The organism is Acinetobacter variabilis, from assembly GCF_000369625.1.
GTDB classification, from domain to species: Bacteria; Pseudomonadota; Gammaproteobacteria; order Pseudomonadales; family Moraxellaceae; genus Acinetobacter; species Acinetobacter variabilis.
Genome location: NZ_KB850113.1, coordinates 167,834 through 191,471, shown reverse-complemented (window position 1 = coordinate 191,471; position 23,638 = coordinate 167,834). Strand labels below are relative to the sequence as shown.

At 39.6% G+C, this 23,638-nt stretch carries 14 protein-coding genes, 2 pseudogenes and 1 other annotated feature; of the genes and pseudogenes, 3 read left to right on the top strand and 13 right to left on the bottom strand.

What is annotated here, in order from left to right; all coding sequences use genetic code 11:
• Positions 1-18: 18 nt before the first annotated feature.
• From nirB to F897_RS06595, 5 genes are all read right to left on the bottom strand, one after another.
• Complete coding sequence (nirB, locus tag F897_RS06615; protein WP_005234427.1) at positions 19-2,565, bottom strand: nitrite reductase large subunit NirB; 2,547 nt, start codon at positions 2,563-2,565, stop codon at positions 19-21.
• Positions 2,566-2,605: 40 nt separating this feature from the next.
• The gene (locus F897_RS06610; RefSeq protein WP_005234426.1) at positions 2,606-3,946 is read right to left on the bottom strand and encodes an MFS transporter; all 1,341 of its coding nucleotides are present in this window, start codon (positions 3,944-3,946) and stop codon (positions 2,606-2,608) included.
• Between the two features lie 247 nt (positions 3,947-4,193).
• A complete protein-coding gene (locus F897_RS06605) occupies positions 4,194-5,126 on the bottom strand; it encodes an IS5-like element IS17 family transposase (RefSeq protein ID WP_082188706.1) in 933 nt (310 codons plus the stop codon).
• Positions 5,127-5,133: 7 nt separating this feature from the next.
• The gene (locus F897_RS06600) at positions 5,134-5,454 is read right to left on the bottom strand and encodes an Arm DNA-binding domain-containing protein (protein WP_005234424.1); all 321 of its coding nucleotides are present in this window, start codon (positions 5,452-5,454) and stop codon (positions 5,134-5,136) included.
• Positions 5,455-6,098: 644 nt separating this feature from the next.
• Positions 6,099-9,002 carry an autotransporter domain-containing protein gene (locus F897_RS06595; protein WP_005234422.1) on the bottom strand — a complete coding sequence of 968 codons (2,904 nt, stop codon included), beginning with the start codon at positions 9,000-9,002 and terminating at the stop codon, positions 6,099-6,101.
• Between the two features lie 457 nt (positions 9,003-9,459).
• Between F897_RS06595 and F897_RS16990 the strand changes: the two are divergent.
• Positions 9,460-10,678: pseudogene (locus F897_RS16990) on the top strand (IS3 family transposase).
• Positions 9,733-9,850: a sequence feature (AL1L pseudoknot), on the top strand. It overlaps the preceding pseudogene by 118 nt.
• Positions 10,679-10,819: 141 nt before the next feature.
• On the opposite strand, the gene cntB reads toward F897_RS16990, so the two are convergent.
• From cntB to F897_RS06550, 6 genes are all read right to left on the bottom strand, one after another.
• Positions 10,820-11,779, bottom strand: a complete 960-nt coding sequence (cntB, locus tag F897_RS06575) for a carnitine monooxygenase, reductase subunit CntB (protein ID WP_005234416.1) — start codon at positions 11,777-11,779, stop codon at positions 10,820-10,822.
• Positions 11,780-11,818: 39 nt separating this feature from the next.
• Positions 11,819-13,270, bottom strand: coding sequence for an NAD-dependent succinate-semialdehyde dehydrogenase (locus F897_RS06570; RefSeq protein WP_005234415.1), 1,452 nt, complete (start codon positions 13,268-13,270; stop codon positions 11,819-11,821).
• Between the two features lie 89 nt (positions 13,271-13,359).
• Entirely contained in the window at positions 13,360-14,475 is a 1,116-nt protein-coding gene (gene cntA, locus F897_RS06565; protein WP_005234406.1) for a carnitine monooxygenase subunit alpha, read from the bottom strand.
• A gap of 49 nt (positions 14,476-14,524) precedes the next feature.
• A complete protein-coding gene (locus tag F897_RS06560) occupies positions 14,525-15,484 on the bottom strand; it encodes an alpha/beta hydrolase (RefSeq protein WP_005234400.1) in 960 nt (319 codons plus the stop codon).
• Positions 15,481-17,142, bottom strand: coding sequence for a BCCT family transporter (locus F897_RS06555; RefSeq protein ID WP_171065456.1), 1,662 nt, complete (start codon positions 17,140-17,142; stop codon positions 15,481-15,483). Before F897_RS06555 ends, F897_RS06560 begins: the two co-directional genes overlap by 4 nt.
• Positions 17,143-17,186: 44 nt before the next feature.
• The gene (locus tag F897_RS06550; RefSeq protein ID WP_005234396.1) at positions 17,187-18,275 is read right to left on the bottom strand and encodes a tartrate dehydrogenase; all 1,089 of its coding nucleotides are present in this window, start codon (positions 18,273-18,275) and stop codon (positions 17,187-17,189) included.
• Positions 18,276-18,378: 103 nt separating this feature from the next.
• Here F897_RS06550 and F897_RS06545 point away from each other — a divergent pair, with 103 nt between their 5' ends.
• Entirely contained in the window at positions 18,379-19,359 is a 981-nt protein-coding gene (locus F897_RS06545; protein ID WP_005234393.1) for a LysR family transcriptional regulator, read from the top strand.
• Positions 19,360-19,411: 52 nt separating this feature from the next.
• Here the strand turns inward: F897_RS06545 and F897_RS06540 are convergent, their stop codons facing one another.
• Together F897_RS06540 and F897_RS06535 are read right to left on the bottom strand one after the other, a co-directional pair.
• Positions 19,412-20,596 carry a porin gene (locus F897_RS06540; RefSeq protein WP_005234391.1) on the bottom strand — a complete coding sequence of 395 codons (1,185 nt, stop codon included), beginning with the start codon at positions 20,594-20,596 and terminating at the stop codon, positions 19,412-19,414.
• A 267-nt stretch (positions 20,597-20,863) separates the two neighbouring features.
• A complete protein-coding gene (locus F897_RS06535) occupies positions 20,864-22,273 on the bottom strand; it encodes an FAD-binding oxidoreductase (protein WP_005234386.1) in 1,410 nt (469 codons plus the stop codon).
• A gap of 341 nt (positions 22,274-22,614) precedes the next feature.
• On the opposite strand from F897_RS06535, the pseudogene F897_RS06530 reads away from it, so the two are divergent.
• A pseudogene (locus tag F897_RS06530) lies at positions 22,615-23,546 on the top strand (IS5 family transposase).
• Positions 23,547-23,638: the final 92 nt, after the last annotated feature.

Sequence of the window (23,638 nt, the reverse complement as noted above, 5' to 3'; positions counted from 1 at the left end):
GCTCCTTTATTCTTTGAATCAAGCTTCAACTACCGGAATACGGCTGGCATTGCGTTCAGCTTCAGTTTTTGGACGGATCTGACCACGCACTTCAGTAAATTGAACGTACGGATCGTTTTGCTGTTCAGCCTTGGCATTAATAAAGGTTTTGAAACGTTTACGGACTTCTGGATCTTCAACTGCAGTACGCCATTCATCCTGATAAGTGCCCACTACATGCTCCATACGACGCTCGAGTTCTGTTGCCAGACCCAATGAGTCATTCACAACGACATCTTTCAGGTAATCCAGGCCGCCTTCGAGGTTGTCACGCCATACCGAAGTACGTTGCAGACGATCAGCCGTCTGGATATAGAACATGAAGAAACGGTCGATATAGCGGACTAAAGTTTGTGTATCCAGATCTGATGCCAGCAGTTCAGCATGACGCGGTTTCATACCACCGTTACCGCAGACATACAGGTTCCAGCCTTTTTCAGTGGCAATCACACCGACGTCTTTGCTTTGTGCTTCGGCACATTCACGGGTACAACCAGACACGGCCATTTTTAGTTTGTGTGGAGAACGCAGACCTTTGTAACGATTTTCCAGGAAGATTGCCAAACCAACAGAATCATCTACACCATAGCGGCACCAAGTGCTACCGACACAAGATTTCACTGTACGTAGTGATTTACCGTAGGCATGACCAGACTCAAAACCGGCATTGATCAGTTTTTCCCAGATTTCTGGCAATTGATGCACTTGTGCACCAAACATATCGACACGTTGGCCACCAGTCAGTTTGGTGTACAAGCCATATTCTTTGGCAATTTGACCAATTGCAATCAGGCCTTCTGGTGTCACTTCACCGCCCGCCATACGTGGCACGACTGAGTACGAACCGTCTTTCTGGATATTACCCAAGTAATAGTCGTTACTGTCTTGCAGGCCGGCATGGCTTGGTTTCAGAACAAAGTCATTCCAGCAAGATGCCAATATATTTGCCACAGTCGGTTTACAGATATCACAGCCCATACCATGACCATGTTGATGGATCAGGTCATCAAAAGTTTTGATCTCGTTAACACGTACCAGGTGATACAGCTCTTGGCGTGAATAAGCGAAGTGTTCGCAGAGATGGTTGTTTACGGTAACGCCTTGACGTTGTAATTCAGACTTCAGGACTTGCGTCACCAGCGGTGCACAGCCACCACAAGCCGTTGCGGCTTTGGTGCATTTTTTAAGAGCACCGAGAGAAGTTGAACCATCGGCAATCGCTGAACAGATATCCGCTTTAGATACGTTATTACATGAACAAATCGTCGCGCTGTCTGGAAGCAGATCTACACCGGTGCCACCCGTTTTCGCTGCTGCTTGGTCAAAGCCTGGCATGATCAGGCTTTCCGGATTTTCTGGAATTTCCAGACCATTCAGCATCATTTGCAGCAGGTCGTTATATTCTTTAGCACAACCCACCAGCACTGCACCGAGCAGTTTGGTTTTTTCTGCATTGACTACAATTTTCTTGTAGATCTGTGCCGCTTCATCGGCATAGAAGTAGCTCATTGAACCTGGTGTCATGGCATGTGCATCGCCAACTGATGCAACATCAACTCCCATCAGTTTCAACTTGGTGCTCATGTCCGCGCCAGCAAATGCTGCACATTCTTCTTGCAGTATATGCTTTGCAGCGATACGTGCCATGTCATAGCCTGGAGCCACCAGACCAAAAATCTTGTTATTCCAGAGTGCACATTCACCAATCGCGTAAATATCTGGATGAGAAGTCTGACAATAATCATTGATCATGATCCCGCCGCGCTCACCAATCGCCAGGCCGCTTTGACGTGCCAGTTCGTCACGTGGACGGATCCCCGCAGAGAACAGGATGATGTCGGTTTCTAGTTCAGCGCCATCACCAAACTTCATCACGTGCTTGGCATTGACACCATCTTCAATAGACGAGGTGGCTTTTTGGGTATGGACTTTAACGCCCAGATCTTCGATTTTGCTGCGTAATACTTTACCCCCAAGATCATCAATCTGTACTGCCATCAGGCGTGGTGCGAATTCGACCACATGCGTTTCCAGATTCAGGTCACGCAACGCTTTTGCCGCTTCCAGACCCAGCAAACCACCACCGATCACAACACCGTTTTTGGCATTCAGGCTCGCTGCCCGGATTGCATCCAGATCTTCAATGGTACGATAAACAAAGCAATTTTCACGGTCGTTGCCTGGAATTGGTGGAACAAAAGCATAGGAGCCGGTAGCTAAAACCAGTTTGTCATAAGCAATCACATCGCCATGATTAGTGGTGACTGTTTTATTAACAGTATCGATTGCAGTCGCTTTGGTACTCAAACGCAAATCAATTCCATACGCATCTGCAAAGTCATTACGGCAAAGGGTTAAATCCTTGGCTGATTTTCCAGTGAAATATTCAGTTAAATGTACACGGTCATAAGCCAGACGCGGCTCTTCTGCCAGAATCGTGATTTCAACGTCATCACCTGCATGCTCAAGCACAGATTCAATAAATTTGTGTCCTACCATGCCATGGCCAATCATTACCAGTTTCATATTCCTTCTCCTAAATTTTCTAAATCTTGTATCTTGTGTTTTAAGCTAGGTTGTTTCGTTCAAGGACAGCTTCTTCATACAGCTTTTGCTCTTTGGCTTTATGCTCAACCGAGAAGCGAATCATCAGAACAAAACTTGCTGCAATCACGACCAGGCCGCCAAGTGCCATCAGACAGGTTTGAATATCCAGCATGCCTTTAAGTAAGAATCCTGCTGCGACCGCACCCACGTTACCGCCTGCACCGATAATGCCAGCCACACCCCCTAAAGCATCCCGGTCAATAAATGGCACCAGCGCATACGTTGCACCACATGCCATGTGGGTAAATAATGCGAAGACAGTCATTGTGATGATGGCCAGCATGGCACTGTTCATTTGCGAGAATAAAATCAGGAATAAGCCTTCCATCAAGATCATGGCAAACAGCACTTTGGTACGTCCGTCCAGGCCTTTTTTGATGGCGACTTTATCTGAAACAATGCCACCCAGTGCACGGGCAAACAGTGCTAGCAGACCGAAGATCCCGGCGGTCATACCTGCTTCTTTTAAACCAAAGCTGAAGTTTTCTACGTAGTACATGGCTACGATGTTATGAATGAAGATTTCGATACCGAAACAGGCCGCATAAGCGCCAAATAAAATCCAGACACGGTAGTTACGGGCCGCATGCATCAGAATTGCCATGCCACCTTTTTTCTCGCTACCAACCTGAATTCCTGCTGCACGCAGTTCTTTAAAGTTGCCTTGTGGACAGTCTTGGGTAAATTTCCAGTACAATGCACCGACGATCAGCATCATCAGGCCTGGAACAATTAAGGCAATTCTCCAGCCCATCGCCTGTTCAACACCGAACAGCACCAGCGCAGCCAGAAGTAATGGCATCAAGGCTTGAGTCGCACCGCCACCGGCATTTCCCCAACCTGCTGATGCAGCATTTGCAGTACCCACGACATTCGGCGCAAACATGATGCTGGTGTGATATTGGGTAATGACGAAACTGGCACCAATGGCGCCAATCAGTAAGCGGAAAAACAGAAAGGATTCATAGCTATTCGCAGAGGCCACACCAAAGACCGGGATACTGCCGAGTACGAGTAAGGCGGTATAGGTTTTCCGTGGACCATATTTGTCACATAGCGGACCGACAATCAGTCGAACCAGAATGGTGATCGCGACTGCTGCAATATTGATATTGGCGATTTGATCTTTGGTTAAGCTGAATTCACCCGCGATCACAGGCATCAGCGGTGCACAGGCGAACCAGGCAAAGAAGCAGACAAAAAACGCGAGCCAACTCATATGGAAGGCTCTCATTGCTGCGCTGCTGAAATTCAAAAGACTTATTTTTGTTGCTTTCTTTTCATATAAATTTGAAGACATCACCATCTCCTTCCAGAACTGAACGTATAGGCTTATCTGCTATGCGAATCGCTGCACACCAGATGCGATCAGAACGGACGTCATTGGCCGTCTTACAAATTTCTTTAGAGTCGTCTTTGACTCAAATTCTATTAAGCACAAAGCGTGCCAACAAAATAACTTTATGAATAAGTATTTGTATTTATATTATTTATCGGCTTTGTTGCACAAAGATTTGAAATGCAAAGCGCCCCTAATTGAGCCAAATTTAACGCGTAACTTGGGTAAGTGGTCGACCTAATTCCGTAAATCTGTTGAGGACTGCTACACGTGCATGAATTTCATTCACCTGACTAGGAAAGCTTCTTGCCATTAATTTATCGCCTAATAATTTGATGCAATGCATCTTGGTTTCCACCAAACTGCGGCGATGATAGCCTGACCATTTTTTCCATAATGTCCTGCCTAAACGTTTAACTGTTCGAAGTAATTCATTTCGCTCTAGCGAGCTACTCTTTGTATCTTTCCATGGTTTCGCATTTTTTCTAGGTGGAATCACCGCATGTGCTTGCCGATCTGCAATGACCTGACGGCATTGCTTGGTGTCATAAGCTCCATCGGTATAAACAGAGTCAATCTGCTCATCTTGTGGAATCTGATTAAGTAAATCACCAAGCACCTGTGAATCACTGACATTATTGGTTGTGAGCTGAATAGCGCGTATTTGTAGGGTTTTGGCATCTATACCAATATGTAGTTTACGCCATTGGCGACGATATTCAGCTCCATGTTTCTTGCGTTTCCATTCGCCCTCACCTAGAAACTTCATGCCTGTAGAGTCTACGAGTAGATGCAGCCCATCGCTACTTTTTTGGTAGCTGATTGCAATATCAATATGCTTTTGTCTTCTACAAAGCGTACTGTAATCTGGTGCGGTCCAATTTAATCCGCAAAGTTTAATCAGACTTTGCACAAAGCCAGTGACTATACGTAAAGATAGACGGAATAAGGATTTAATCATTAAGCAGCATTGGATAGCTGCGTCGGAGTAGGTTTGATTTCGCCCTTGTTTGCCTTTTGATGGCGCATACCATTGCGTAGCAGGATCAAACCAAATGGCAATATTTCCGCGACTCATGAGTGCTCGGTTATATGCGGGCCAATTGGTTGTGCGGTAGATTTTGTGTGTAGGCTTCTTCATTTGAAAATTATATCGCTGAAAAAGCCTTTACAGATAGGTTTGTGCAACAAAGCCGTTTTCTATTAGTTAATACTAATTCTTTATCAGGATTTTCTGCTAATTGTTTTTTCAAATTTGCAGCACTGCTCCTTGCCACAATAGTAGTCATTTGAGGGTATTTTCCTAAGGTTATATTTTTTTGTTTTCCCTGAAACCGATAGGAGTATATCCATGTCTTTCTACCATTCGCAAAAACATGAAGTTGAAGACCTCCTCCATCACTTAATTTAAGAGGAGCTTTGCCAATCCCTGAGTGTTTTGCATCTTTAATTTCCTGAGCTTTTAACATCTTTATCTATTCCAAAATTTAACTTGGAAATAGTTTTATACCAACACTTATACCAACACAATGCGTGAGACTTTAAGAGATTCAAAGGAACTTCAAGAAACAAAAAGGGCATGAAAATCATTAATTTTCATGCCCTTACAGACCATATGAGACTATATGGATTTGAATTTTGGTGGAGATGGCGGGAGTTGAACTCACTAGAACTCAACCACATCAATTTCTATCTAATATAAGTTATTGAATTATCTATTATTCAATTACTTGCATATGATAGTTTGTGATAGCCATTAAAAAAAGTGTGGCAAAAAATGTGGCAAAGATTTATTTAGCTTAGAACTAATAAATCTTAAGTTTGCATAACCTTTTCATAGAAACAGACGTTCTTTCTTAGAAAAGTAGCTAATCCAATTTCTCCCAAAATTTTGACATATCTTCTCATTCAATTTGAAGAGAAAAGGCTATTTTCCTAGAAAATAGCCTTTTTTATATGCTAATTTAGCTAAGTTAACATTTGATGTTGGTCAATAAAGCATACATAATTGAAATTTCAATACCTATTTATTTAAAATTTATAAGATATTTCAATAGCCTTAAACTCACCTAACAATCTGATTAATGATTAAATTTTACAAAATAATTTCACATTAAAACATATACTTAAGCCCTAATTGAGCTTGTATATCATCAGAATTTTTCGCATTTCCTGCTACATCACCAAACATATTCCATTTAGAGTTGTTTGTTAGATAGTTGAATGTAATGCCATACAAGAAGTAATCCTTGTCGTAAGCAGGTGCTTGGTAGCTCACACCAACAGTATTATCTACGTTTGATACCAAGTTAACATTTGGTAAAGAGCGATCTACCGCATTAGCATATTCACCATAACCACCTAGCGCCAAGTTTTTAGTAACTTGATAGTCGAATCGAACACCTACGTGCAGTTTATTTTCTTTAGCTGTTACATCATCAACAGTAACACCCATTTCACTAGATTCATTAACCTTGTCCAAAGTAACACTGTTAAAGCTTAGTGCAGCATATGGGGATACAGACCATTGATTGTTAATGAAGCTATAACCTACTTCACCGTATACACCATACTTATCTAAATCAGATTTAGCATTGCTTTGCTCTGAATCCACACCGTTTGTTACGCTACGTTTAAATTCAACATCACCAAAACCATATTGAGCATTAGCTGCGAAATACAAGTCTGATGCGGTATTCCATTTACCATAAACACCAAAGGTAGTCAGGTCAGTTTCACTTGTACCATTTGATTGTGAAAACTTAGAGTCATCTTTGTAAGTTGAAACATAAGCACCTAAAATCGCATTATCAGCCACTTGGAAATCCGAACCAGCGGTCAAAGTTGAGATTTCTGAATCAACCTTATCCCATCCTTTAGCTTTTGTAGAAGTCTCCTGATAAGCGCCATTTACCCACGCACCTGTTACACCTTGTTTAGATACTTGGAATGCACGTTGAGCGACTTGCGCATTGGTCATTGCATCGTTGTGCAATAATACAGATGGTATTTCCGCAAATAACGCCCCCGCATTAGTATTCAAGACAGCTTGTGCTTGCTCAGCAGTCACCGCTTGCTGTACTTTCGCTACATAGCTGGTTAATTCAGTTGATTCACCATTCACAGCTTGCGCATTCGCTTTAGCCATAAGTTGGTTAACTAAATCACCAGAAGCATTAGACAGACCACCGTTCAAAGTACCTGCTACTTTAGCATCTTTTAACTGAACATCTACTGAATAAGTATTAGCATCCTTAGTGGTTTCACCGATTTGAAGGAATGCACTATTAGCAGTAACCGTATTAAAATCACCTGTAATAGAACCTGCTTTAATTACATCATGTTTACCAGCAGTAACCATTTTTTGATCTTGAGCAGTAACTTCTAACGCACCATCTAGATTAGCAGCACCAGTAACAGTTAAATAGTGTTCCAATCCATACACTAATTTTGCTTGTTCATACTGATTGTAGTCACCAGCGATAGTTAAGCGACCCTTTTCCGTTGAAACAGTACCACCATTATCAACAGCACCCACCTCACCAGCACCTGTTAATAAACCTGTGCTGTATACAGACGTTAATGGAGATTCAATACTACCATTCACACGTAATTCACCATCACTTACAACAGTATTACCAGAGAAAGTGTTATTGCCACTTAGTACCAATGTACCCTTACCACCTTTTACTAACCCTGCATCACCAGTGATGTTGTTAGAGAAAATAGCTAGACCTGAATCAACTTCTGCATTAAAGGTTTCACCAAAAATTTGGCTAAACATTTCAGGGCCTTTCAAAGCCGAAGCTTGATTAAAATAACCCCAACCAAAAGTTTCATTAAATAATTTTTTACCTGAACCATCATCAACATAATCAGCAGTAGTCAAAATAGTTTGACGCACTTGATCGGCTGTCATCCAAGGATATTTAGACCAGATTTGAGCAGCCAATGCAGTAATTTGAGGTGCAGATGCAGATGTACCTACAAAAACAGCATTACCATTTAAATTTTCGCTATAAACAGGAACTTCATAATCAGCAGCAATACACCAGCGAGCAGCATCCCCACACGCATTTGCACCCGTACCATCTTTTGCACGGTAAAGAGCTTTTTTAGTAGAATCTAGACCAGTTGCAGCTAAAAGCCCCTTCTCAATACCCTCACCCCCAACGAAAGTTGGAAGCAAGGCTTCAATATTAGGCGTAGAAGAACCTTCATTACCTGTTGAGAAAACAATCAATGAACCACCATCGGCCAAATTCATTGCATATTTAGTAAGTGTTTTCTTGTATTCAGTTTCGGCAGTACGTGTCCCAAATGAACCATTAAACAATTTCACACCATGCTTATCATGCAAGTCTTGCATAGCAAGGAGAGCGCCTGATGCATAGCCCAGACCACCATTTTGATCTGAAGTGCGTGCGCCATAGATTTCAGCAATATCTTTAGCAGCACCCTCAGGAATATTTTCGTACTCTGGATCACCATTTGACTTAGCAGCAATAACGCTTGCAACTAAAGTACCGTGATTGTTAATACTTAAATCCTGAATATCAATTCCTGCGTTTGTGAGATCGGTAACAGTGATCTCACCTGCTTCATAATCTTCAATGTATTTATAAACTTTTTTAACTGCATGCTCTAAAATATCATTTTTTCGAACGCCAGAGTCAATAACACCAACTTTTACTTTATTTGCAGATGTATTAGGTTCTGCAACATTAAAGTTTTCTTTCTTATACACATAATCTTGTTCAGGAGTTGTAGTTGGTTCTTTATCACCTGAACCAGTACCTGTATCTGAACCAGTACCTGTATCTGAACCAGTACCTGTATCTGAACCAGTACCTGTATCTGAACCAGTACCTGTATCGGGATTCTCAACCCCACCCACTGGTGGTGTGGTTACATTTGGACCATTTGATGCAGAATTACCTCCGCCACCACCACAACCAATTAAAATGGAGGTTATTGCTACTGATAAAACCGTTTTTGTAAAGAAATTATTGAACACTCAACACCCCTATTTTTCAATTAAAATAAATATATAATTTTTTAAAACAAATATATAATTTTAATTATAATTAAAAAAAATCTTAGAACAATTATTCAAAAGTAGAATACACCTCTTGTGTTAGTCAAAATTTAATCAGTGATAAGCGTTGATTTTTAAATAAATATCAAAGTCTAAAATAGTCAAAAATGATAATTTCGCGAGAGGTCTAATATTCATATAATTTATTTATAAGAAATCATGAAACTATTTTTAAAATTTATAAATATTTTGAATGCATGGCAGAGTAAAACTTGAAGTGCGACATAAACCACCTAATTAATTTAAAGGGTTTATGGAGTATAGGACTTACGCATTGACGGATTCAAAAAAGTGAACCGTACCGGGTTTGTTGAAGACCAAACTTTCTGAGATGAGAAGCATTGCCTCGCAAGACGTAGCGAAGCGTAGTGTTCCGATGAAAAAACCTAAATATACCCCTGAAATCAGAGATAGAGCGGTCCAATTATTGATTGAATCTGAAAAGATTATCTTTCTACTTGGGCTGCAATCAAAGATATTGCATTAAGATTGGTTGTACGCCTGAAACATTACGTATTTGGCATCAAAAATATCTGGATAAACAAAATCCAGTTAAAGTACAGCAGCTTTCAGATCAAGAACGTAATAAACAACTCGAACGTAAAAATAAAGAACTGCAACGTGCTAACGAAATTCTACGTAAAGCAGCCGCTTTTTTCGCCCAGGCGGAGCTCGACCGCCCACACAAATAATGGTGGATTTCATCCATAACAATAAAGACCTATCTGGCGTTGAGGCGATTTGTAAGATTTTACCGATCGTAGCCTCTACCTATTATCGAACCCTAGATCTCGTTGATGAAAAGCATCGCTTTGCAAGGGAACATCGAGCGAAACGAGATCTACATGATGAGCATCATGCTGAACAAATCAAACGAATTTGGAAAGAAAGTTCAGTTCGTTATGGTGTACGTAAAGTTTGGCAAAAACTGAAACGTGAAGGCTATATTATTGCGCGCTGTACAATGGTTCGCTTGATGCAGAAGCTAGGTCCACAAGGTGTTTAGCGTGGTAAGAATAAACAAACTACCCGTAGCCTAGATGTTCAAAATTTTAATACTGATCATCCTGACCCTTGCGAAGCAGTGCTCAGGTCGCTGACTTCACGTATATTCAAACCAATTCAGGTTGGGTCTATATCGCCTTTATTATTGATGTGTTCTCACGAGCAATTGTTGGATGAAAAGTATCAACACGTATGAATACAGACATGGTCCTGGATGCATTGGAGCAAGCATTGCATGATCGAGGTATGCCAAAGAACGTGATTCACCATTCCGACAGAGGTATGCAATATCTTTCCATTCGTTATACCAATCGTTTAGAAGCAGCAAATTTACGAGCATCACTCGGTACGACTGGTGATTCATATGATAATGCTTTGGCTGAACTAGTGAACGGCTTATACAAAACAGAGGTGATTAAATATTTAAAAACAGATTGGCAAGGTTTAGCGGATGTGCAACTTGCGACATTAAATTGGATGGATTGGTTTAATAAAAAGCGTGTACACAGTGCACTGGGTTATGTATCGCCTTTTGAGTTTGAAATAATGTATATGACAAGATTAACCCGTTAGGTCGTCAGGTGGCCTAACTTAAATAAAAAAGTCTCCGACAAACACGGTACGGTTCACCTTATCAAGTTGTTTTAGGTCCTTCAAATAACAGGACGTAATTTCAGCAGAGGGTTAAAAAAAACAATTGAGCTTTCGCTCAATTGTTAAAGGGAGAATAATTAAAGATCAAGTGTGATTTCTTTGCCTTTCGCACGTGAAACACAAATCATCATAGACTTTTGTGAGGCTTTTTCATCATCACTTAAATATTGGTCATAATGCAGTGCTTCACCTTGCAGAATGGCAGTCTCGCACGTTCCGCATACACCTTCACGACATAAGCATTCAACATCAATATTTAAAGACTCAATCGCTTGAAGAATGGTTTGATCTGCCATCACTTCAATTCTCTGATTTGATTTAGCCAGTACGATCGTAAATGCTTCACCATTCTCAGGAAGAGTAGAAGCGAATTGCTCCCAATGAATATTTTCATCACGGTAACGATTTTTATTACAAGTCTCGATCACTACATCAATCATCGGCTTAGGCCCACATACATACACATGCGTTCCTTTAGGCTGACCTGCAATTACTTTATTTAAATCAAGTTTTGAGCCTTCACTATCAATATAACTAAAAACTTTATCCGTATGCGGACCTCGTTTGAGTTCATCCAGCAAGGCAGCATGTTCTGGTGCACGGAATGCATAATGCAATTCATAATGAGCGCCACGTTCAAGAAGTTCATCCATTTGGGGAATAAATGGAGTAATGCCAATACCACCAGCAATTAAAATATGTTTTTCGCCATGTGGTGACAGCTCAAATAAATTTTTTGGTGACGAAATTTCAAGCTGAAAATTTTTTACACACTGATCATGCATAAAGACTGATCCTCCTTTACCATCTATATCTTTACGTACACATATTTGGTAAGTAGATAAGTCTTTTTGATTACTCATTAGTGAATAAGCATTTGAAAGCTTATCGTTCATTTTCACAATAATATGACTTCCACCTGTAAACGCTGGAAAGTCCTGACCATCCTGGCGTTTAAAGGTAAAACGCTTAATGAGCGGTGTGAGTTGTTCTACTGTCGTCACTACAGCAGGAAACATTTGATAACTCTCAGTCATTTTAAAATCCTAATTTGCAATACTATAGTGTTAAAAGAATTAAACACCAAGACATAAGTATTTGATTGTCATAAATTCCTCTAAACCATATTTAGAACCTTCACGACCAACACCTGATTGTTTCACCCCACCAAATGGCACGACCTCATTTGAAATTGCAGTGGAATTCATTCCAACCATGCCATATTCCAATTGTTCTGAAACCTTAAAAATACGAGAAATATTTTCTGTATAAATATAAGCAGCCAAACCAAAAATGGTGTCATTTGCCTGTGCAATCACTTCTTCCTCAGTTTCAAAACTAATCAAGGGTGCGACAGGACCAAAAATTTCTTCAGATACAATTTCCATCGATTGATCAACATTCGTTAATACAGTCGGTTCAAAGAAACTATAACCGAGTTCATGCTTTTTACCACCACAAGCAATAGAAGCACCTTTAGCACATGCATCATCAATCAATTTTTGCGCTTTAAGGACTGCTTTTTCATTTATTAAAGGACCAATTTGCGTACCTTCATCAAGGCCATTCCCTACTTTCAACGCTTTAACCGCAGCAACGAATTTTTCGCTAAATACCTTATAAATATTTTTATGCACATAAATACGGTTGGCACAGACACAGGTTTGACCTGCATTGCGATATTTCGCAAGTATTGCACCTTGTACCGCTTTATCGAGGTCTGCATCTTCAAAAATGATAAGCGGTGCATTACCTCCAAGTTCAAGTGCAAGTTTTTTAATGGTCGGCGCACATTGCTCCATCAGCAAACGACCCACCGGTGTAGAACCTGTGAACGTTAATTTTTTAACTTTTTCATGTGAAGTAAAGACTGAACCAATTTCAGCGGACTTACCTGTCACCACATTAATCACACCTTTAGGAATACCCGCCTGTTCTGCCAGTTTTGCTAGAGCTAGTGCACAATATGGCGTTTCATTGGCAGGTTTAATAACAATGGTACAACCTGCTGCAAGTGCTGGTGCAGCCTTACGAGTGATCATCGCAATAGGAAAGTTCCACGGTGTAATGGCAGCAACCACACCTACAGGTTCCTTAATCACCAAGAAACGCTGACCTGCATTGGTTGTCGGAATCACATCACCATAGATCCGTTTGCCTTCTTCAGCAAACCACTGAATAAATGAAGCAGCATATTTGACTTCACCTAAAGCTTCAGCAAGTGGTTTGCCCTGTTCAATGGTCATAATTTGCGCCAATTCATCGGCATGTTCTAAGGTTAGTTTATGCCAAGCAAGCAGTAAATCAGCACGGGCTTGAGCTGTTAATGCTTTCCAAGACTGTAATGCTTTATATGAACTTTCAACAGCTTGTATGGCTTCGACTTGCCCCATATTTGGAATCGAGCCAATCAATTCTTCATTTGCAGGATTGGTCACTTCTATACGGTGTTGGTCTTGAGCTTCAATCCAAATGCCATCAATGAAAGCATTTTGCTGAAATAAACTATTATTGTGTAATTCTGACATCTGACTATCCTTCTACATTTTATCGCGAGTAACACCGTCACTCATCTAGACTCAATGCAAGCCTAGATGAGTATATCCAACCATTATTTCTAACGATGAATTTTTGATACTAAGTTTTGGAAATAGGCGATACCATGTTCACTAATTCCTGAACGCTCTCTATCCGTCATAATACGACCTTGCCCACGATAACCACGAGATTTCAAACCACGTTGTACACTTTCCACCAATTCTAAATCTTCTGGACGAAATACATTTCTATACCATTCGATTAAATCTTTCTGATCCTGCGTTAGCTCTTCATTGGTAAAGTAAATATCATAATGCTGCAGCGTCGTTTCAGCATCAACAGGAAATTCATAAATCACCGTCATGAAATTACTGCCCGGCGGCACATTAAACATGGTACTTGGCCAAGTCCAAAAACCGTGAAACTCTGGGTCGGTAATAGATGGATCTATTTTAAATGACTTTTCCGAAGAACGTGCATAGCCATACTGTAATGTCCAGTTCTGATGAGTCGTATGCCAGTATTTATCCACTTGTACAGAATCGGCAAAACCAGGATGTGCAGGTCCGCAGTGATAACATTCGAGATAGTTATCTACAATCACTTTCCAGTTTGCAGGCGTTTCTGTGACAAAACGAGCCGCAAGTTTAAGATCTTTAACCACTGTACAAGCTTCAGCTAATTTTGCTGCGAAACCAGGTAGTTGATCTTCAACACAGGTTGCATTGTCATCCATATTGATGAAGACAAAACCTGCATATTCTTCAACTTTCAACGGCACCATACTTGAGTTTTCTTTATCGAAATTCTCTACATGGTCACAGTTTCGCGCCAACGCCAAACTTCCATCAAGCTTAAATGTCCAAGCATGATACGGACATGTAATCACGTTTTTAGCTTTACCACTGCCACTGAGTAACTCATGACCACGATGAGGACAAACATTATAAAATGCGCGTAGCACCATATCTTTGCCACGAATAATCACAATATTTTCATCAATGACTTTACGGGTAATATAATCATTAGAATTGGCTAACTCACTGCCATGAGCAACACAGATCCAACTTTTTGCAAAAATTTCCTCTTTCTCACGCTCATAAACCTGTGATGAGGTATAGAACACTTTTGGAAAAGTCCATGCATTATCTGGATCAGCACAAAAGTCTTCTGGTAAAGTTTCTGGTGAATTCATGATTATAACTCCATTCATTTCGTCTATAATTTTCAATTTTAAATTAGGTCTAAACCTTGTGAATCATCTGTTGTATCGCTTTCAGCATTTGCTGATAAAGCTGTTGCACTTCAGGACAATCACGCATTAAACGTAATCCACCATGCAATATCCCTTTAGCGATATGAAAATGTTGATTAATACCAGCCTGTGCCAGTTTTTCAGCAAAATATTTGCCATCATCTGCAACAGGATCAAATTCAGCCACCGCAATAAAAGTTTCTGGCATATCTGAAAAATCATCAGCTAATAATGGCGCTAAACGCAGATCATTCCATTGCGATTGATCGGGTGCATATTCGCGTAAGTAATACTCACAATCTGCCCGTGTTAATAAAGGAGCATTCGCATGCAAACGATAAGCGGGCAAATCAAAACGAGTGCTCAACATCGGATAAACCATGACCAAACCTTTGGCCTGTTGTCCTGTATGTTGTAAAGCCACGGTTAGCGCTGCTGCCAAATTGCCCCCCGCACTATCACCTGCAATAATGATATTGTTGGCATCAATATTCCACAGCGCAGCATGTTCTCTTAACCAGGTATAAGAAAATTTACAATCATCGTGTGCTGCTGGAAAATGATGTTCTGGCGCCAAACGATAGTCGACACACAACACAGCAATGTTCAGGTCTCGGCAAATAGAGCTGAGTAAAAACTCATGTGAATCTAAACCACCGACTACAAAGCCCCCGCCATGAAAATACAGCACACACGGCCAGCCTGTTACAGGTGCTGTCACCGCTTTAGGTTGATATAAACGGATACCAAGCTTATGGTTTTCATGTTCAAGATCGTAATCTTGAATATCAATACGACCATCCCTAGGTAATGTGTAATGCAGGCACATCGCATCATAGGCTGCTCGACATGAGTCTAAATCAGTATCTGCTGCACTATAAACACTGCTCCAATACACCAGACGTTGCATTTCTTCGCTCAGAACATACGCTGTATTGATTTCAGTCATGACGCATTACCTCTTTCAATATTTTTACGTACCAACTCTGCGGGTTTTAACACTTCGATGGATACATTACGACTGTCTTTATGTTCCGAAGTTGACTCAGTTTCCTCAAAGCTTTTTTGCTCAATCAAATGTGAAGGAATTTTAGAATAGTCTTCAATCAACCATTTAATTAAGCCATAGGTCTGAATTAAAATAATCACGATAAAGGGCAAGGCAGTTATAATGGTCGCCGTTTTCATGGTGTCTAGCGGAGCTTTAGAAAAAATCATCGCAATTGGCACCAGTGTCAACATCACACACCAAAATAAACGTGCTTTCGGTGAAGGATCCTGTCCTTCCTGTAGGCCACGTGTACAGGTTGCAGTAACGGCATAACCGACGGCATCCATATGTGCTGCCAAAAAGATCACCATAATGCCAAGGAAAATCCACATCATTAATTGACCGGCAGGCAATAAGCTTAATAACTGGCCAATCGCAACTTCACCACCTTGCTGGCTTAAAATCTGTGGCACATTCACAGCACCATGAATAAAGTTGTAAACACTGAAGTTTTCAAACACACCAAAGACAAACCACAAGCCGACGCTGCCGCCCACGATCATCGCTAAAATAATTTCTTTAATGGTACGGCCTTTAGATACACGAGTCACAAACAGTGCCACACCCGGTGCATATGAAATCCACCATAGCCAATAAAATACGGTCCATTCACGAGTAAACTTTCCATCTCCCATCGGGTCAGTAAATAAACTCATATCGACAAAATTGGTGGCCATCAAGCCAAAACTCATCAAAGAATTATTTAAAATAAATTGGGTTGGACCAAAAACTAGTACGTATACAGCAAACAGCACCACACCTAAACAGACCATGCTGCTTAAACGCTTCATACCATTTTCCATACCGACATAAGAACTCAACGCAAACACCACCGATACCGCCAAAATGATAATCACTTTTGTGGTAAAGGTATTCGGGATTCCCGTCAACAGGGACAAAATATTGGTAAAAGTAACCGCGGTTAGTACCAATGAAATCGTCAATGCACCAAACATACACAGCAAGAACAATAGATCGACCAGACGTCCTACAAAACCTGTGGCTTTAAAGCCTGTAACAGCTTCAATAATGGAGGCCAGACTGAGACCTTTATTCTTACGCACATGAAAGCTATAACATAACGACACTGAAGCCAGTGCATAAATGGCCCATGCGCTCGCGCCTGAATGAAAGAATGAATAGGCCACACTATATTTTAATGCTTCTGCAGATTCTGGAGTTAAGCCTAAACCAGGCGACTGGTAATAATATGCCCAATCCAAAAAGCCCCAATACAGACTTGAAGAGCCAATGCCCGATAAAATGAACATAAAAATCCAAGACATTGTGCTATATTCAGGTTTGCCTTCACCCATTTTAATTTTGCCATATTTACTAAAAGCTAAAATTAAAGTGAAAATAATGGACAAGAATCCAAATAATAAAACAGGTGTTGTAAATAATGATGTTGCCCAAAACATCATCTTTTCTGCCAAATGAATCGACGCTTGCGAGTATATAGCCAGTCCAACTACAGAAATAAAGACGACAAGTAAACTAATAGATGCCAGTACTTTATCTGTATGAACTTTTGTTTTTTGATTTTCCATATCAATAAATCCGTTCAAAGTGGATATTTATTCCATGATCGATCAGTCCATCATTTTTTGTTAATTAATGAGGCAATCGCATCTCCTACTTCATGTGTTTTAGCCATTCCACCTACATCTGTTGTTTTTGGCCCATTTACCAATACATATTCAATAGCTTGCATAATATCCTTACTTGCATCTTCAAATGCTTGTTCGCCATTACCCAAAAATTCAAGCATCATTGCACCAGACCAAATTGTAGCAATTGGATTCGCTATTTTTTGACCGAAAATATCGGGAGCTGAACCATGAACAGGTTCAAATAAAGACGGAAAATCACGTTCTGGATTTAAGTTTGCAGATGCTGCCAAACCAATCGTTCCTGTACATGCGGGACCTAGATCAGACAGAATGTCACCGAATAAATTAGATGCCACAACAATATCGAAACGCTCAGGTTGCAGGACAAAACGAGCTGCTAAAATATCAACGTGTTGTTTATCTGCTTTTACCTCGGGATATTGTTTTGCCATTTCATCAACACGACTATCCCAATAAGGCATACTCACTGCCAGTCCATTTGATTTAGTGGCTGCAGTAATTTTTTTTGCTTTACGCGTCTTTGCCATTTCAAAGGCATACTTCAAAATTCGATCAACACCATGACGAGTAAACACTGCTTCTTGCACGACGAACTCACGGTCTGTTCCTTCAAATGCTTTTCCACCCATCGCAGAATATTCGCCTTCGCTGTTTTCACGCACCACGAAGAAATCAATATCACCTGGTTTTTTATCTGCTAGTGGAGACTTCACACCAGGCATTAAACGCACTGGACGTAAATTGACATATTGATCAAAACGACGACGAAATTGTAATAAAGAGCCCCATAGAGAAATATGGTCAGGTACTTTATCGGGCCATCCAACAGCGCCGAAAAAAATGGCATCGTATTGCTTTAAAGTTTCGAACCAATCATCTGGCATCATCTTGCCATGTTCAAGATAGTAATCGCAGCTTGCCCAATCAAAGTTATCTAATTGAAGCTCAATTCCATACTTTTTCGTAGCAGCCTTTACAACCTTGATACCTTCTGGTAGAACTTCTAAACCAATCCCATCGCCTGCTATGGCGGCAATCTTATATACTTTAGCCATACTATCCTTTGACTTTGTTAGTGAATATCCTGCTAAGTCACTAACATGATCGTTTCAGATAAAATGATCAATATTCAAACCATCAGGCTTATGGACACGGATCGTGAATAATCTACCTAACTTATCGGATTTTAAAGTTTTTTGTGTTGTAGCGAAGCGTCGAAGTTTTGTCGAATCTGCAGAAGAGTTGGGTTCGTCTCCTGCTTACGTAAGTAAGCGGATTAATATTTTGGAGACGAATTTAAACTGTAAACTTTTTCATAGAAGTACTAGACATGTTAGCCTTACAGAAGATGGCAAATTAATTCTGGAAAAAATAACGCATATATTAAATGAGTTTGATGACCTGAGTGAATTGCTTAATAATCCTTCAGGTACTCCGACCGGGCACTTAGATATCGTGAGTAGTTTCGGATTTGGTCGCAAACATGTTGCACCCATTCTGTCTAAATTACTGAATCTGTATCCGAAACTCACCCTTCATTTCAATACGATTGATAATACCAAAGACTTGATTCAACACAGCATTGATCTGGATATTCGAATTGGCAATGAAATTGCGCCAAACATGATTGCAAAGAAGTTAGCTTCAAACTTCCGTATTTTATGCGCCTCACCTAGCTATTTACTCAAAAATGGCATTCCTGAAACAATTGAAGACTTACAACATCATGACTGCTTAACTATTAGTGAGCGTGATCAATCCTCTGTTTTACTCAAACTAAGACATAAAAATGAAGATACCGTGACCCATGTTCGACCACGTTTCGTTTCCAATAATGGTGAAATTATTCATCAGCTTGCAATCGATGGACAAGGTATTATTTTACGTTCTGTATGGGATGTAGCAGATGAACTGCTCTCGGGACAATTGCAGCATATTCTACCTGAATATTGGCAAGATGCTGACATTTGGGCAGTTTATCCCTCACGCTTAAAAACTTCATCAAAATTACAAACTTGTATTTTATTTATTCAGCACGAATTATCCAACCGATTATATTTAACTCAAAAGCTAAATCGAGGTGAATTAATCACCCCTGTAGATAACATGACCACACACACTGAAAAAGTTTTTTTATGATAAAAAATCGCCCATTCAATATGAGCGATTTTTTAAACTAACATATTATTTTTTAAAAATAATATCCTAAAGATACATAGAACATCTGATTCCACTGATTACTGTCACCTTGTGCCAAAGCCTTACTACTGCCACCTGTCATTGGATCATTCTTACTCCAAATATATTCACCTTGTACGCCAATCGATTTATAATTGAAATAAACACCAGTCATTAGACGTTCTGAATCTTTAAAACCTGCTTCATCTTTTAAAAATTGACTGTAGGAAATGTAAGGTTTGATATTTTCCAGTTTAAACACTGGCTTATCTATAACATAGCTTAATTCATTCACCACAAATTTAGCCTTATTTGCTACTTGATAGGGAAAATCAAATGCCCCAATAGTTGAATATTTCGGGTGTAGATCATCAGCATTTTTAATATCTTGCGCACCTGTGACAAATAGCCATTGCCATGCATTTAATTCAGTTAATGCAAATACACTCCAGGCATCGCGTGTACCATCAAGCTGAGTTCTTTTATTTTCCAAATCGGAATACCAATAAGTACCCCCTATTTCAGTTTTTAAAGAAGCATCAGCATTTAAATTAATTTTTTTGGAAGCTCGTCCAATCCACATATTTTTTTCTTCAATATCTGTTCCTTCATTTAAATTATCTGCTTGCACAAAGTTTCCAGAATAGCGACTTGAGTCTTTTGAGGTTCCCTTATAATTACCACCATCTCTTGGATAAAAACCGAGTGCAACATGATAATCATCATTTTTAAAGCGATATTTAATTCCTAAGTTTTGAATATCTTCCAAGCCTACGGTATTTAGAATAGTTTCATAATAACTATTACCCCATAAACGGTCATAACCAAAATCTACGAACTGTAAGCCAGCCGTTAAACGCTGTTCTTCATTAAATTTATAACCTGCCCAAGCATCTTTTAAGAATACTGCATCACACAAAGACTCATATTGATAACAACGTGTGTCTATCGAAGCGATCCAGTTCGGATTTTCATACCCCAGCACAAGCTTGATATCTGCAAGCTTCCAATCATCATTCTTAGATCCTTGTAGCGCTTGATCAGCATAATCTTTGTGCAAAAAGCGAGTACGCACCGCTCCTGAGATTTTAAATTGCCCTTCTTGAAGATTACGATCTCCCCAGCTTAAGTTTTCAGCGAAACTGTTAGAACTAAAAAGCAATGAAGCTAAACTAAGAGAAAACAAAATTCTTTTCATTTCGACCATCCTTGATAAAGATAATTAAAATGAAGAAAAGCTATTGTTTAATCAATCACACAAATATGGCTTTTAAATTTACGAAGTGTGTTTAATATTAAAAAATAAATAGTATTCCCTTTTATTCATAATAAAATTTAATTATTTTAAAATATAAAAAACGCATTTTAATGCGTTTTTTATATCATTAAATTACCTAAAATATAGCTATTTATTAAAAGTATTTCATACTTATGAAATTTTATATAGCCAAGTATCTAGAGGTGTTTATAAATCAAATAACTTACCTGGATTCATTATACCATTTGGATCAAATACTTGCTTCAGAGCTTTCATATAACCAATTTCTTCTTCAGAACGGGTGTAATCGAGGTAAGGCTTTTTAGTCATACCGACCCCGTGTTCCGCAGAAATCGAACCGTCATATTTTTTCACAGTTTCAAACACATATTTATTTACCACCTGACATTTGGCAAAGAATTCATCTTTATTGAGTTCAGCAGGTTTTAAGATATTCAAGTGCAAATTACCATCACCAATATGACCATACCAACAAATATCAAAATCGGGATAATTTTCCGCAACAATAGTATCAATTTCTTTGATAAATGCAGGAACATGAGTAATAAGAACTGAAATATCATTCTTATATGGTATGAACGGGGCAATTGATTCAGAAATATCTTCACGCAAACGCCATAGACTCTGCACTTGTTCCAAGCTTTGACTCATCACACCATCCAGCACCCACCCCTTTTCCATGCAGTGCTCGAAGGTTTCCATCGCAGCATCCATAATCGGTTCAAATGGCGCTTCAAATTCTAGTAAAATATAGAACGGACAAGCGGTATCAAATGGACGTTGCACGTGACCATGATCTAGTACTTTCTGCATGGCCAGTTCACTAAAAAACTCAAATGCAGTTAAATCAATTTTGCTCTGAAAAGCATTTAATACTGGCATAAGCGCATCAAAGTTAGATACACCAAGTACAAAAACTTGCAAGTCATGCGGTTGACGCTCAAACTTGATTTCAGCTTCAGTGACCAAACCTAAAGTCCCTTCACTACCAATGAATAAATGTTGAAGCGCATAACCAGTCGCATTCTTGATCATACCTTTATTCAGATGAAGAATGTCACCTTTACCTGTCACAACAGTCAAACCAAGTACCCAATTACGCGTCATACCATACTTAATGACTTTGATTCCGCCTGCATTGGTGCCAATGTTGCCACCAATTTGCGAAGAACCCGAAGAAGCAAAGTCGACTGGATAATACACACCCTGATCGGAAGCATAATTCTGTAATTGTTCAGTCACCACACCTGCTTGAACACGTACCATACGATCTGCAGGAAAGAACTCAAGGATCTGGTTCATCTTATCCATACTGACTACAATTTCACCGTTCGCAGCTACTGCACCAGCAGATAAACCAGTACGTCCACCAGATGGCGTAATCGCAATATTAAATTGATTCGCCAGTTTAACAATCTGCTGCACCTGTTCCGTGCTAGAGGGAAAAATGATGATTGAGGGATTTGGATCGAAATGTTTAGTATGGTCTCGACCCCAGTTTTGAAGGCTATCCGCATCTACTTTAATGCGGCCTTCTCCAACGACGGCTGTTAATTGGTTGAATAACTCAGGTGTTAAAGCGACTGGAACATTCATGATTTACAAACCTGGAAAAAAGAAAATATGTGATCTTCTTTTGAAATGAAAAATATTACGTTTTGATTTATAAGACCCAAAAATCGAGATTATTACAAGACATCTAAAATAGAAGTCTAAAGATTAAACTTTTATCTAAATATTTCCTTTGTAATATTAAATTATTTTATATTTAAGTAGATGTAGGATAAAGTGTAGATTAAATATCTTGTAAATACGAAGTGTGTATAATCCACTTCATTATCCTATAAAATTAAGATAATTCTTACTTTATTTCAGTTTAAGATGGCTTTGTTGCACAAACCTATCTGTAAAGGATTTTTCAGCGATATAATTTTCAAATGAAGAAGCCTACACATAAAATCTACCGCACAACCAATTAGCCCGCATATAAACGAGCACTCATTCATCGCGGAAATATTGCCATTTGGTTTGATCCTGCTACGCAATGGTATGCTCCATCAAAAGGTAAACAAGGGCGAAATCAAACCTACTCCGACGCAGCCATCCAATGCTGCTTAATGATTAAATCTTTATTTCGTCTGTCTTTACGTATGGTCACTGGCTTTGTGCAAAGTCTGATTAAACTCTCTGGCTTAAATGGGACGGCCCCAGATTATTCGACCATATGCAGAAGACAAAAGCATATTGATATTGCGATTAGCTATCAAAAAACTTGTGATGGACTATATCTACTCATTAACTCTACTGGCTTGAGTTTTTTAGGTGAAGGTGAATGGAGACGTAAGAAACATGGGCCTGAATATCGACGACAATGGCGTAAACTACATATGGTATAGATGCTAAAACCCTTCAAATACGCGCTATTCAGCTCATAACCAATAATTTCAGTGGTGCATAGGTACTTGGTGATTTACTTGACCAAATTCCACAAGATGAGCGGATTGACTCTGTTTATACCGATGGAGCTTATGACACCAAGCAATGCCGTCAGGTCATTGCAGATCGGCAAGCGCATGCGGTGATTCCACTTAGAAAAAATGCGAAACCATGGAAAGATACAAAGAGTAGCTCGCTGGAGCGAAATGAATTACTTCGAGCAGTTACACGTTTAGGCAGGACACTATGGAAAAAATGGTCAGGCTATCATCGGCGAAGTTTGGTTGAAACTAAGATGCACTGCATTAAATTATTAGGAGATAAACTCAGTGCAAGGAGTTTTGATAGCCAAGTGAATGAGATTCATGCATGTGTAGCAGTCCTCAACAGATTTACGGAATTAGGTCGACCACTTACCCAAGTTACGCCTTAAATTTGGCTCAATTAGGGGCGCTTTGCATTTCAAATCTTTGTGCAACAAAGCCCTTAGCTTTTAAAACTTTAGTAAATTAGCTCTATAACATT